Raw genomic sequence first — 12,800 nt, 5'->3', positions numbered from 1 at the left:
ATCATTAATTTTTATATACGTTTTATTAATTTTTAAATAGTATTTAATTATTTATTAATAAATACCATTAATTTTTTAATACTATTTATCAATATTTTAATGAAAATTATTAATCTATACATGAAAATCATCAATGTTTTAAATACTTATTGCTATCATTAATATTTTTTTCCACAACTTAACAGAAATCAATTTATACTATCTTTGTTACAACAATTTCCGTTTTATGAATTTAAATTTACGAACTGTAAACGTAACCCGATACATAACGCCACTTCGCGAAGGCGGATCACTTCCAGCTTTAGCAGAAGCCGATGACGATTTTAAATATGTTTTAAAATTTCGTGGTGCTGGTCATGGTGTGAAAGCTTTGATTGCCGAATTTCTTGGTGGTCAAATTGCCAAATTTCTTGGTTTGCCAGTTCCAGAATTGGTTTTCGCCAATCTAGATGAAGCTTTTGGACGAACCGAAGCCGATGAGGAAATTCAGGATTTATTGAAATTCAGTCAGGGTTTGAATTTGGGTTTGCATTATCTTTCGGGTGCCATAACATATGATGCAGCAACTAATGATTGCGACGAAGTTTTGGCTTCAAAAATTGTTTGGCTCGATGCCTTTATTACTAATGTAGATAGAACTTTCAGAAACACCAACTTACTAATTTGGAAGAAAGAACTGTGGTTAATTGATCACGGTGCGGCTTTTTATTTTCATCATTCTTGGGACAATTGGAAAGCTAATGCTGTTTCGCCTTTTGCTTTAATAAAAGATCATGTTTTGTTACCAAAAGCAAGTAAATTGGAAGAAGTAAATACTGAATTCTCATCAAAATTAAATGATTCCATTCTAAAAGAAATTGTAAATCAAATTCCGGATGATTGGTTGCAATGGGAAGATGGTGCCATTTCTCCAGACGAAATTAAAGAGGTTTATTTTCAGTTTTTATCCATTCGATTAGCCAATTCACAATTATTTTTAAAACAAGCTCAAGATGCACGAAAAACACTTATATGAGTATGCTGTTCTTCGTGTAGTTCCAAAAGTGGAGCGCGAAGAATTTATAAATATTGGATTATTACTATTTTGTAAACGTCAGAAATATTTACGTATTGAATATCATATTTTTTCTGATAAAATAAAATCCATTTGTAAGGAATTTGACATTGAACAACTAACAGAAAATCTAGAATCTTTTGTGAAAATTGGAAAAGGTGATAAAAATTCTGGACCAATTGCAACATTTGAAATATCCGAACGCTTCAGATGGTTAACGGCAGTTAAAAGTTCTAGCATTCAAACGTCTCGACCACATTCTGGTTTCAGCTCCGATTTGGATGAAACATTTGAAAAATTATATTCGGAGTTGGTATTATAAAAGTATAAGAATGAACAAAGTAAAAGCACTTTTAGAAAATTTAAAAGACGTAAAAGTCATTGATTATTCCATCGATTATTCCGATTATGTTGCTGTAGATTTATCGGCATCCAACGTAGAATTATCCAAATTAAATATCACAGATGCACTAGCATTTGAAAATTATATTGAAGAATATCTCACTAAAAACAATGCAAAAGTTGCTTTTGGTGGTTATCAAGAAATTAGAAATTTGTACAAAAGAAGTACGGTTTTCAACGCTGAAAATTCAGACGAACGCAACATTCACATTGGTTTGGATTTATGGATAAAAGCTGGAACTTCTGTTTTAGCTGCGTTGGATGGAACCATTCATAGTTTTCAAAACAATACAGCGCTTGGCGATTATGGTCCGACCATTATTTTGGAACACGAATTAGAAGAACTAAAATTTTATACTTTGTACGGACATTTGAGTTTGGATAGTTTAAAAGATAAACAAATTGGAAGTAAAATCAAAAAAGGTGAAGTCATTGCAGCACTTGGTTCGCCACCAATAAACGGCGACTATGCACCGCATTTACATTTTCAGATTATCATTGATATTGAAAATAAAGTTGGCGATTATCCTGGAGTTTGCAACATAAAAGATTTAGAGTTTTACTCTGAAAATTGTCCAGATCCAAATCTTTTACTAAAAATTATTTGACTTAAAAATTTGGCATTTAATTTGTATTGCAAAAAATGTTCTTAAACAATTATTAATTTATAAAGATTAAAAAAAATGAAAAAATCAATTTTAGCACTAGCATTTATGGCAGTTGCAATGGTATCTTGCCAAGACAAAACAAAAGAAAAAGTAGAAGATGCAACAGAAGCAGTTGGAACAGAAGTAGAAGCAAAACTGGATACCATTTCAGAGAAAGTTGAAACTGTAATTGATTCTGCTCAATCAAAAACAGGCAAAGCTCTTGAAAAAGGCGCCGAGAAATTAGAACAAGGCGCAGAAAATATGAAAGAAGCTGCGAAGAAGTAATTAAAAAAGAAATCCTCACAATTTTAGTTTTGTGAGGATTTATATTTAAAATCTGCCTATTACATTCTTACTTTCTTCTCCCATTTCCAAGCACTATCAACGGCTTCTTCTAGATTGTATTGTGTTTTCCATCCTAAAACGGCACTTGCTTTATCAGTATTTGCATAAGCTTCAATAACATCACCTTCTCTTCTTCCTACAATTTTATAAGGTAATTTTTGACCAGACACTTTTTCAAATGCTGTAATTACCTCAAGAACCGAACTTCCGGTTCCTGTGCCAAGATTAAAAGTCTCAACTTTCTCAAGATTTTTTTTATCCAATAATCGTTTCAATGCTATAACGTGGGCTTTCGCCAAATCTACAACATGAATATAATCGCGAATGCAAGTTCCATCAGGCGTTGGATAATCATTTCCATAAACCGATAATTCTTGACGTAATCCTAAACCAGTTTGTGTAATAAACGGAACCAAGTTTTGAGGAACTCCAATTGGCAATTCACCAATTTCGGCACTTTCATGCGCTCCAATTGGATTAAAATAACGTAATAAAATCGAATTAATATTCGTTACTTTAGCAACATCTGTTATAATTTCTTCTCCTATTTGCTTTGTATTTCCATATGGCGAAATCGCAGGTTGAATAGATGCATTTTCGGTAATCGGCATTTTTTCGGCTTGACCGTAAACTGTGCACGAAGAACTAAAAATGAAATTTGCACTTGGCAATTCTTTTAATTCTTGTAAAAGATAAACCAATGTGTTTATATTATTTTCATAGTACAACAACGGATTTTCAACACTTTCACCAACTGCCTTTGAAGCAGCAAAATGAATCACACCAACCACATCATTGTGTTTTTTAAAGAAATTTTGAACCGACGCTTTATCACGTAAATCCATTTTTTCAAAAATTGGTTTTTTCCCAGTAATATTGAAAATCCCATCCAAAACACTTTCCGATGAGTTCGAAAGATTGTCAATTGCTATAACTTCAAAACCTTCATTTTGCAATTCAACAACTGTGTGAGAACCTATAAAACCTAAACCTCCAGTAACTACTATTTTCATTTTTTTGAGATAATAGAAAAAAGAAGCAAGAGAAAAGACAATAATAACTCTTGCTTCTTTTCTCTTGTTTCTTTTTCTTATTTTAAATATTCTAAAATCGTATCCGTTATAAATTTAATCTGCTCATCATCCAATTCGGTGTGCATTGGCAAAGCAATTACTTCTTTACACAACTGATTGGTTACTGGAAAATCTTCTTCTTTATATCTCGAATCAGCATATGCTTTTTGACTGTGCAACGGAATTGGATAATAAATCGCACATGGAATTCCTTTTTCTTGCAAATGAGCTAACAATCCGTCGCGTTTTCCATTTGTAATTCTGATTACATATTGATGAAAAACATGGCAATCGCAACTTTCACAAATCGTTGGTGCCCAAATATTTGAATTCACGCTTAATGCTAAACTATATTTTCTAGCCGCATCTTGACGTGCTTTATTGTAAGTATCTAAATGTGGCAATTTAGCTTTCAAAACTCCAGCTTGAATGCTGTCCAAACGAGAGTTCACTCCAACTACATCATGATGATATCTTTCATACATTCCGTGATTTACAATACCTCGTAACGTGTGAGCCAATTTATCATCGTTAGTAAAAATCGCTCCACCATCGCCATAACAACCTAAATTTTTAGATGGGAAAAACGATGTTGCTCCAACGTGACCAATCGTTCCAACTTTCACTTTAGAGCCATCTTTCGAAGTATAATCAGCTCCAATTGCTTGTGCATTATCTTCAATTACATATAGATTATGTTCGTTGGCAATTTCCATAATAGCATCCATATTGGCAGCACGACCAAACAAATGCACAGGAACAATTGCCTTAGTTCTTGGTGTAATCGCTTTACGAATTCCATCAAGTGAGATATTCATATTATTCATATCAACATCCACCAAAACCGGAGTCAATTGCAATAACGCAATCACTTCAACAGTTGCAGCAAACGTAAAATCGGCAGTAATTACTTCATCGCCAGGTTTCAAATCCAATCCCATCATGGCAATTTGCAACGCATCGGTTCCGTTCGCACAAGGAATCACATGTTTTACGCCTAAATAATCTTCTAAATCTTTCTGAAATTGATGAACCAAAGGTCCGTTTATGTAAGTATTTGTCTCTAAAACTTCCTGAATCGAAGCATTCACTTCCTCTTTTATTTTTTCGTATTGACCTTTCAAGTCAACCATTTGTAGTTTTTTCATATATGTGAAATTTGTTTTTTTATAGGTCATATATGGTATCGCCTATTTTTTGGTGTTTGTTTGCAACAAACTTTTTGTTAGTGGCGATTTCATCCTAAAAAAAATTTGAAATACAAAAGTATAACATTTCTTATTATATGGAGCGAATGGTTCGGGCTTTTTTTGGTTTCCATTTTCCTGCTTTTCGCTCTACTTCGGTGCCGCTACAATCAGGGCTAATTAGTATTTGTCTTTTGTAAAATCAGATTTTCAAAACAACACAATAGTAAAATCTGTAAATATCCGTTCAATCTGTAGCAAAAAATCTTATTTTTACCCAACTAAAATTCAACAATGCTTTTTCTATACAATCTAATTATAATTCTGGCTTCGCAAGTCGTAAAATTAATAGCGCTTTTCAGTCCGAAAGTGAAACTTTTCGTTGATGGAAGAAAAGAAGTTTTTCCTATTTTACAAAGTAAACTCAGTTCAAACGACAAAACAATCTGGTTTCACGCCGCATCTTTAGGCGAATACGAGCAAGGTTTACCAGTTATAGAAAAAATAAAAGTTCACTATCCAAATCATAAAATAGTAGTAACTTTCTTCTCACCATCAGGTTACGAAGTTCGAAAAAACAATACTGTTGCCGATGTTACTGTTTATCTTCCACTCGACACAAAGTTCAACGCACAGAAATTCATCAAAACCATAAATCCAGAACTAGTTTTCTTTATCAAGTATGAATATTGGCCAAATTATCTAAATGAATTGAAGAAACAAAACATCAAAACCTATTTAATCTCAGGAATCTTCAGAGAAAAACAAGCCTTTTTTAAATGGTATGGTGGATTTTACAGAAACGCATTAAAAACATTCGATTACTTTTTTGTACAAAACGAAAGTTCCAAAAATCTGATACAAAGTATTGGTTTTAATAACATAAAAATTTCGGGCGATACGCGTTTTGACCGCGTTGTTTCAATTTTAGAACGAGATAATTCATTAGATTTCATCGAACAATTCAAAGACAACAAAACCACAATTGTAATAGGAAGTTCGTGGCCAAAAGACGAAAGTTTATTGGTGAATTATATTAATAAAGCATCCGATACTATAAAATTCATTATTGCGCCACATAATATAAAAGCAGAGCAAATTTCAAATCTCAAATCTCAAATTACAAAATCTTCGGTTTTATTTTCTGAAAAAGACGAGATGCTGAAACAAGTTCAGCATGACAAATTGGAAGAATTTCAAGTTTTCATCATCGACACCATCGGAATTTTAACCAAAATATATTCTTACGCCGACATTGCCTACGTTGGTGGCGGATTTGGAAATCCAGGTGTTCATAACATTTTGGAACCAGCAACATTTGGTGTTCCGATTATAATTGGACCAAATTATTCGCATTTTGCAGAAGCTACAGCTTTAGTTCATCAAGAAGGATGTGTTTCTATTTCGAACCAAAACGAACTAAACGAAGCATTTGATAATTTAATTTTTAACGAAGACATTCGTAATGAAAAAGGTCATATTTGTTCCACTTTTGTTCAAATGAATAAAGGTGCGACACAGATTATTCTGAATCACATTAATTCTTAAATGAAATTACATTTCTTATATGGTTCAATTCAAACCTTTAGAAACTTATCAAATCGAAACCATCACCCAAATGATGAGAGATTTCTATGCAATCGACAATTATCCAATTGACGTTGAAATTTCTAAAAAATTATTTCAAGAATTTATATCTGACGAAAAGCTCGGGAAAACTTGGTTAATTTATGACGATTCACAAGTAATTGGTTACGTAATTCTAACCTTCATTTTTAGCTTTGAATACAAAGGAAGAATCGCCTTTATCGACGAACTTTACCTGAAAGATGTCGCACGTGGAAAAGGAATCGGAGCCAAAACACTCGAGTTCATAAAAGAGCAAATTACTAAATTATCGTTAAAATTGCTCTATCTTGAAGTAGAACATCACAATGAAAACGCTCAAAGATTGTATATTGCAAACGATTTCGTGATTCACAATCGAAAACTACTAAAATACAAAGTCTAACTTTCTAAAAATCCAACAATCTAAATATCTAATTATGAGATTTATTAAACTATTACTTTTATTATTCGTCATTCAAACCCAAGCACAACAAGGCGGTATTTGGATTCCATCATTATTGAAAGGAATGAACGAAACCGAAATGAAAAATCTTGGGATGAAAATCTCTGCTGAAGAAATTTATTCGGTTAACAATTCTAGCATGAAAGATGCTGTTCCTCAATTTAATGGAGGTTGTACAGCCGAAGTGATTTCTGACAAAGGATTGATTTTAACCAATCACCACTGCGGATTTGATGTAATTCAAAATCATTCAACCGTAGAACACGATTACTTACAAGACGGTTTTTGGGCATACAAAATGGAAGAGGAATTACCAAATAAGGATCTAGTGGTAATGTTTGTAGTTCGAATTGATGACGTAACAACTAAAATTCTAGAAGGCGTTGCCGCGCTTTCATCAGAAGCCGAAAAGCAAAAGAAAATTCAAGAAAATATTGCTTCGGTAACCAATTCTTCTGCAAAAGAATCTTGGCAAGAAAACAAAATTAGAACTTTTTATGATGGAAATCAGTATTTATTGTTTGTAACAGAAACTTACAAAGACGTTCGTTTCGTAGGTGCGCCACCAAGTTCAATTGGAAAATTTGGATCGGACACCGATAACTGGGTTTGGCCACGTCACACTGGAGATTTCTCTTTATTCAGAATTTATGCTGATAAAAATAATCGCCCAGCAGCATATTCTGCAGATAACGTTCCATTCAAACCAAAACACTTTTTCCCAATTTCGATTGCTGGTTTAAAAGAAAATGATTTTACAATGGTAATGGGTTATCCAGGAAGAACTACCGAATATTTACCATCGGTTGCTGTAAATCAAATTATTGAGACTTTAAATCCGGCTAAAATTGAAATCCGCGACGCTGCATTAAAAGTGCAAGACCGATTCATGAGAAAAAGTCAAGCTATCAAAATTCAATATGCTTCAAAATATGCAAGTGTTGCAAATTATTGGAAAAAATGGATTGGTGAAACTAAAGGTTTGAGGAAATCAAATGCTGTGGCTGCCAAACAAAAATTTGAAAAAGAATTTCAACAGAAAGTTATTAAAGCAGGAAAACAAGCTGAGTATGGAAATCTATTAACAGATTTTGAAAAGAATTATACTGAAATAAAAGACTATGCATTGGCTAGAGATTATTTCACTGAAGTAGCTTTGAGAAATTCAGAAATATTGACCGTTGGTTATAAATTATATCAATTAGAACAAATTTTAAATTCTAAAGGTGAACAATCTTTTACCGATAGAAAAAACAATTTATCAACTGGAATAGATGAATTTTATAAAGATTATAATGCTGATGTTGACCGTAACGTATTTGAACAATTAATCGGATTGTACGCTGCGAATTATCCAAAGCAATTTTTACCAGAATCATTAAAGAATATTGATGCATCTAAATTAACTACTGATATTTTCACAAATTCAAAATTAACTTCATTAGAAAAATTCAGATCATTATTAGAAGGCGATTCGAAAACAGTACTTGAAAAATTGAATAATGATAAAGGTTATCAATTAATTAAATCAATGACTGAGGCTTTTTCTAAAAATGTAGCTCCGAAATATGATGAATTGAATTTGAAAAACATTGCTTTGCAAAGAACCTACATGAAAGCTATTTTGGAGTTAAGTCAAAAATCAGATCGAATTTTCCCAGATGCCAATAGTACTTTACGTGTAACTTATGGAAAAGTAAAAGGATACAAGCCAAATGATGGTGTTGTTTATGAGCCTTTCACCTATTTAGACGGAATTATGGAAAAGTACATTCCAGGCGACTATGAATTTGATGTTCCAAAAAAATTAATCGATTTGTACAACACAAAAGATTATGGAAATTATGGTGTAAATGGTAAAATGCCAGTTTGTTTTATCGCAACGAATCACACTACAGGAGGAAATTCAGGTAGTCCAGCTTTAGATGCAAAAGGCAATTTAATAGGGTTAAATTTTGATAGAGTTTGGGAAGGAACTATGAGTGATATTTATTACTCACCAGAGATTTGCCGTAACATTATGGTTGATGCTAGATATGTTTTATTCATTATTGATAAATTTGCTGGAGCAAAAAACATCATTAATGAATTGAAAATCATACAACCAGCTAAGAAAAAATAATTTTATGATAATTTTAAGTTTGGCACGAAATTTGTAAATAAGTTTGACGGAATACAAAGTGAAAAATTTGAAAAAAAGTTAAATAAAAGTTTTTCCGATTGAAAAAATTTATATCTTTGCTCCGAATTAATAATTAACCTTTTATAATTAAGTAAGATGAAAAAAGTATTTTTAAGTTTAGCTATCGTTGCTGCATTAACTGTAGTATCTTGTAAACAAGCAGAAGGTGATGCTGCTGCTGCTGCTGCTGATTCAACAGCTACTGTTGTTGATTCTGTTGCTACTGAAGCTGTAGAAACTATCGACTCAACTGCTGCTGCTGCAACTGATTCAGTTGAAGCTACTGCTGCTGAAGCTACTGAAGCTGTTAAAGAAGAAGTAAAAAAATAATTAAAACCTAGTTTTAATTTTAAGCTCCGTTCGCGGAGCTTTTTTTATGCTTTCTTTTTTACAAAACACCAAAAACATCTTCTGCTGGCGGAAAAATATCATCTGACGAAGAAAAATCAAGAATTTCCGATTTCGAAATTGTTCTTATAATTTCATCAATCCCTTTTTGAAGTAATAATTGAGTGGTATATTTTCTACTAACAGCCACTTCACGTTCTTTTAAAATGATTTTAAAGTATAACTTTCCGTTTTTCGATTTAAACTTCATGAAGAAAACTTCGTTTATACCGCTTTTTAAATGATCAATATCCTCTTCACATTCAAAGCGTAGTTCGAAGTCATTACTGATAAAAATAGTCTTACCCTTACGAGAAGTAAATTCGTATTTATAAAATCCGTTAAGTCGTTTAGTTATTACAAAAGTTCCCATAAGTTATAAAAAAGCTGTAAAATTTAATAGTTGGGCCAGATTTTGAAATTAAATTGAAATATTTATCTTAAAAAAACAATTTGGAAATTTACTTTTTAGGAATTTCATAAAATAAAAAAAGCTCCAAATAAATTTGAAGCTTTTGTACTCAAGGCGGGACTTGAACCCGCACGAACTAAACGTTCACTGGATTTTAAGTCCAGCGTGTCTACCAATTCCACCACTCGAGCATTATAGTAGTTGAGCGAAAAACGGGGCTCGAACCCGCGACCTCGACCTTGGCAAGGTCGCGCTCTACCAACTGAGCTATTTTCGCATTATCAGATTTCTTTAGAGCGACATTACTTGTTCTGTAATGCGGATGCAAATGTAACACTTAAATTCAATTATGCAAACGTTTTTTTGAAAAAATTTAGCACAAAATCATAACCAACTGATAACCTAAACATTACTTTTTAAGCAACATTCTTTTTATTTCATTTAACTTCATTAAAGCCTCAACTGGAGTAAGTGTATTGATATCTAAACCCAAAATCTCCTCTTTGATTTCTTCTAATAATGGATCATCCAAATTAAAAATACTCAATTGCATATCATCTTTTACAGATTTTATTCCGTTCAACGCATCGCCCGAATGATCTTTCTCTAACTTCTTCAATAGTTTTTGCGCTTTTTGAATTACCGTTTGTGGCATTCCAGCCATTTTAGCAACATGAATACCAAAACTATGGGCGCTTCCTCCTTTTACCAATTTTCTAATAAAAAGAACGGTATCTTTTAGCTCTTTAACAGAAACATTATAATTCTGAATTCGCGGCAGCATTTCACTCATTTCATTCAATTCATGATAATGCGTTGCAAAAAGCGTTTTCGGTCGGGCTGGGTTTTCATGTAAGAAATCGGCAATTGCCCAAGCTATCGAAATTCCGTCATAGGTACTTGTACCGCGACCTATTTCATCCAATAAAACCAAACTTCTATCAGAAATATTATTCAAGATGGAAGCTGTTTCATTCATTTCCACCATGAAAGTTGATTCACCCATCGAAATATTATCACTCGCTCCTACTCTTGTAAAAATTTTATCAATCACGCCCATTCGCACTGCTTCTGCTGGAACAAAACTTCCCATTTGAGCCAAGAGCACTATTAAAGCTGTTTGACGTAAAATAGCCGATTTACCCGACATATTCGGACCAGTAATCATAATTAATTGCTGCGTTTCTCTATCCAAATAAACATCATTGGCAATATAAGGAACTCCAACAGGCAATTGCTTTTCGATAACAGGATGGCGTCCATTGGTAATTTCTAATTCGAAAGTATCATCAATTAGTGGACAAACGTAATTGTTTTCAATAGCCAACTGCGCGAAAGAAGTTAAACAATCCAATTGCGCTATCAAATTGGCATTCAACTGAACTGGCTTAATGTAAGTTGCAATCCAATTTATTAATTGTTCAAATAATTGTCCTTCTATTTGATGAATTTTTTCTTCTGCTCCAAGAATTTTTGTCTCGTATTCCTTTAACTCTTCGGTAATGTATCTCTCGGCATTTACCAATGTTTGCTTGCGAATCCATTCGGCTGGAACTTTATCTTTATGTGTATTTCTAACCTCTATGTAATATCCAAAAACATTATTGAACGAAATTTTCAATGACGAAATTCCCGTTAATTCTGATTCTCTTTTTTCAATTCCTTCTAAAAATTCCTTGCCAGAAAAAGCAATGCTTCTCAATTCATCCAATTCAGCATGTACACCTTTTGCAATAGCATTTCCTTTAGATATTGCTACTGGCGCATCTTGATTTAAAGTAGTTCTAATTTTATCGCGCAGCAAATCGCAAGCATGCAAACTATCGCCAATTACACGAACCGCTTCTTGCTTACTATCTAAAGCCAATGATTTTATCGGAATGATTGCATCTAATGATTCTTTCAAATAAATTACTTCTCTTGGAGATACTTTTCCTGCCGCAATTTTAGAAATCAAACGCTCCAAATCGGAAATTTGCTTAATTTGATATTGTATTTTATGCAGAATTTCTTGATTTTCTTTCAAATAAGAAACTACTTCGTGACGACTTTTAATTTTTGTAACCTCCTTCAAAGGCAACGCCAACCAACGTTTTAACAATCGTCCACCCATTGGCGAAAGCGTTTTATCGATTACATCCAATAAAGTAACTGCATTCGGATTATAACTATGATACAATTCTAAATTACGAATTGTAAATCGATCCATCCAAACATATGCATCTTCTGCAATTCGCTGAATATTGGTTATATGCTGTACTTTATTATGTTGTGTTTCGGATAAATAATATAAAATTGCACCCGATGAAATAATTCCTTCGTGCAATTCTTCTATTCCAAAACCTTTTAATGAATTGGTTTGAAAATGATTGGTCAATGTTTCAAAAGCATAATCTTGCTGATAAACCCAATCCTCAAGATAAAAAGTATTAAAATCTTCTCCAAAACTTTCCTTAAATTGATTTCGATTATTCTTTTGAATTAGAATTTCACTCGGACTAAAATTTTGAAGTAATTTATCAATATACTCTTCATTTCCTTGCGATGTGAGAAATTCTCCAGTGGAAACGTCTAGAAAAGAAACCCCCAATTGCTTTTTTCCAAAATAAATAGAAGCTAAAAAATTATTCGATTTCGATTGCAAAACCTCATCATTCATTGAGACTCCAGGCGTCACCAACTCGGTCACACCGCGTTTTACAATTGTCTTTGTCATTTTAGGATCTTCAAGTTGATCACAAATTGCAACTCGAAGTCCAGCTTTCACTAATTTAGGTAAATAAGTATTTATGGAATGATGCGGAAAACCAGCCAAAGCGGTTTCGGTTTCAGAGCCAGCACCACGTTTCGTTAACGTAATTCCAAGAATTTTTGACGCTCGAACAGCATCTTCGCCAAAAGTTTCATAAAAATCTCCTACTCTAAACAATAAACAAGCATCGGGATATTTCCTTTTTATCTCGTTGTATTGCTTCATTAACGGTGTTTCTTTTGGGCTTTTATCTTTTGATGACAATGAAATTCTGATTTAAAAATT

At 32.9% G+C, this 12,800-nt stretch carries 12 protein-coding genes and 2 tRNA genes; 8 read left to right on the top strand and 6 right to left on the bottom strand.

The window, feature by feature from the left end; translation table 11 throughout:
• Positions 1-226 precede the first annotated feature (226 nt).
• The 4 genes from LG45_RS00205 (at position 227) to LG45_RS00190 (ending at position 2,391) form a co-directional block, all read left to right on the top strand.
• On the top strand, positions 227-1,015 hold the full coding sequence (locus LG45_RS00205; RefSeq protein ID WP_035123266.1) for a HipA family kinase: 789 nt from the start codon (positions 227-229) through the stop codon (positions 1,013-1,015).
• Positions 993-1,376, top strand: a complete 384-nt coding sequence (locus tag LG45_RS00200; RefSeq protein WP_035123264.1) for a DUF3037 domain-containing protein — start codon at positions 993-995, stop codon at positions 1,374-1,376. Before LG45_RS00205 ends, LG45_RS00200 begins: the two co-directional genes overlap by 23 nt.
• A 10-nt stretch (positions 1,377-1,386) precedes the next feature.
• Positions 1,387-2,064: a peptidoglycan DD-metalloendopeptidase family protein gene (locus tag LG45_RS00195; protein ID WP_035123262.1), complete on the top strand. Its 678-nt coding sequence runs from the start codon at positions 1,387-1,389 to the stop codon at positions 2,062-2,064.
• Between the two features lie 75 nt (positions 2,065-2,139).
• The gene (locus LG45_RS00190) at positions 2,140-2,391 is read left to right on the top strand and encodes a hypothetical protein (RefSeq protein ID WP_035123260.1); all 252 of its coding nucleotides are present in this window, start codon (positions 2,140-2,142) and stop codon (positions 2,389-2,391) included.
• Positions 2,392-2,450: 59 nt separating this feature from the next.
• On the opposite strand, the gene galE is transcribed toward LG45_RS00190, so the two are convergent.
• Together galE and LG45_RS00180 are read right to left on the bottom strand one after the other, a co-directional pair.
• A complete protein-coding gene (gene galE / locus LG45_RS00185) occupies positions 2,451-3,464 on the bottom strand; it encodes a UDP-glucose 4-epimerase GalE (RefSeq protein ID WP_035123259.1) in 1,014 nt (337 codons plus the stop codon).
• Positions 3,465-3,541: 77 nt separating this feature from the next.
• A complete protein-coding gene (locus LG45_RS00180) occupies positions 3,542-4,672 on the bottom strand; it encodes a DegT/DnrJ/EryC1/StrS family aminotransferase (protein ID WP_035124214.1) in 1,131 nt (376 codons plus the stop codon).
• Between the two features lie 333 nt (positions 4,673-5,005).
• On the opposite strand from LG45_RS00180, the gene LG45_RS00175 reads away from it, so the two are divergent.
• From LG45_RS00175 to LG45_RS00160, 4 genes are all read left to right on the top strand, one after another.
• Complete coding sequence (locus LG45_RS00175) at positions 5,006-6,259, top strand: 3-deoxy-D-manno-octulosonic acid transferase (protein ID WP_035123258.1); 1,254 nt, start codon at positions 5,006-5,008, stop codon at positions 6,257-6,259.
• A 19-nt stretch (positions 6,260-6,278) separates the two neighbouring features.
• A complete protein-coding gene (locus LG45_RS00170) occupies positions 6,279-6,722 on the top strand; it encodes a GNAT family N-acetyltransferase (RefSeq protein ID WP_035123257.1) in 444 nt (147 codons plus the stop codon).
• A 34-nt stretch (positions 6,723-6,756) separates the two neighbouring features.
• Positions 6,757-8,904: a S46 family peptidase gene (locus tag LG45_RS00165; protein ID WP_035123255.1), complete on the top strand. Its 2,148-nt coding sequence runs from the start codon at positions 6,757-6,759 to the stop codon at positions 8,902-8,904.
• Between the two features lie 156 nt (positions 8,905-9,060).
• Positions 9,061-9,294, top strand: coding sequence for a hypothetical protein (locus LG45_RS00160; RefSeq protein ID WP_035123251.1), 234 nt, complete (start codon positions 9,061-9,063; stop codon positions 9,292-9,294).
• 58 nt (positions 9,295-9,352) lie between these two features.
• On the opposite strand, the gene LG45_RS00155 is transcribed toward LG45_RS00160, so the two are convergent.
• From LG45_RS00155 to mutS, 4 genes are all read right to left on the bottom strand, one after another.
• Positions 9,353-9,724: a hypothetical protein gene (locus tag LG45_RS00155; protein WP_035123249.1), complete on the bottom strand. Its 372-nt coding sequence runs from the start codon at positions 9,722-9,724 to the stop codon at positions 9,353-9,355.
• 145 nt (positions 9,725-9,869) lie between these two features.
• Positions 9,870-9,954: transfer RNA gene (locus LG45_RS00150), tRNA-Leu, on the bottom strand.
• Between the two features lie 13 nt (positions 9,955-9,967).
• Positions 9,968-10,040: transfer RNA gene (locus LG45_RS00145), tRNA-Gly, on the bottom strand.
• Positions 10,041-10,172: 132 nt separating this feature from the next.
• A complete protein-coding gene (mutS, locus tag LG45_RS00140) occupies positions 10,173-12,740 on the bottom strand; it encodes a DNA mismatch repair protein MutS (RefSeq protein WP_089046898.1) in 2,568 nt (855 codons plus the stop codon).
• Between the last annotated feature and the right edge of the window lie 60 nt (positions 12,741-12,800).

The organism is Flavobacterium aquatile LMG 4008 = ATCC 11947 (genome assembly GCF_000757385.1).
GTDB classification, from domain to species: Bacteria; Bacteroidota; Bacteroidia; order Flavobacteriales; family Flavobacteriaceae; genus Flavobacterium; species Flavobacterium aquatile.
This window is presented reverse-complemented; position numbering and strand designations above follow the sequence as displayed.

What these genes read in the sequence shown, in the direction of transcription:
- LG45_RS00200 (WP_035123264.1), top strand. Translation starts at nt 993, where the DNA reads ATGCACGAAAAACACTTATATGAGTATGCTGTTCTTCGTGTAGTTCCA.
- LG45_RS00180 (WP_035124214.1), bottom strand. Translation starts at nt 4,672, where the DNA reads ATGAAAAAACTACAAATGGTTGACTTGAAAGGTCAATACGAAAAAATA.
- galE (WP_035123259.1), bottom strand. Translation starts at nt 3,464, where the DNA reads ATGAAAATAGTAGTTACTGGAGGTTTAGGTTTTATAGGTTCTCACACA.
- LG45_RS00165 (WP_035123255.1), top strand. Translation starts at nt 6,757, where the DNA reads ATGAGATTTATTAAACTATTACTTTTATTATTCGTCATTCAAACCCAA.
- LG45_RS00190 (WP_035123260.1), top strand. Translation starts at nt 2,140, where the DNA reads ATGAAAAAATCAATTTTAGCACTAGCATTTATGGCAGTTGCAATGGTA.
- LG45_RS00155 (WP_035123249.1), bottom strand. Translation starts at nt 9,724, where the DNA reads ATGGGAACTTTTGTAATAACTAAACGACTTAACGGATTTTATAAATAC.
- LG45_RS00160 (WP_035123251.1), top strand. Translation starts at nt 9,061, where the DNA reads ATGAAAAAAGTATTTTTAAGTTTAGCTATCGTTGCTGCATTAACTGTA.
- mutS (WP_089046898.1), bottom strand. Translation starts at nt 12,740, where the DNA reads ATGAAGCAATACAACGAGATAAAAAGGAAATATCCCGATGCTTGTTTA.
- LG45_RS00205 (WP_035123266.1), top strand. Translation starts at nt 227, where the DNA reads ATGAATTTAAATTTACGAACTGTAAACGTAACCCGATACATAACGCCA.
- LG45_RS00175 (WP_035123258.1), top strand. Translation starts at nt 5,006, where the DNA reads ATGCTTTTTCTATACAATCTAATTATAATTCTGGCTTCGCAAGTCGTA.
- LG45_RS00170 (WP_035123257.1), top strand. Translation starts at nt 6,279, where the DNA reads ATGGTTCAATTCAAACCTTTAGAAACTTATCAAATCGAAACCATCACC.
- LG45_RS00195 (WP_035123262.1), top strand. Translation starts at nt 1,387, where the DNA reads ATGAACAAAGTAAAAGCACTTTTAGAAAATTTAAAAGACGTAAAAGTC.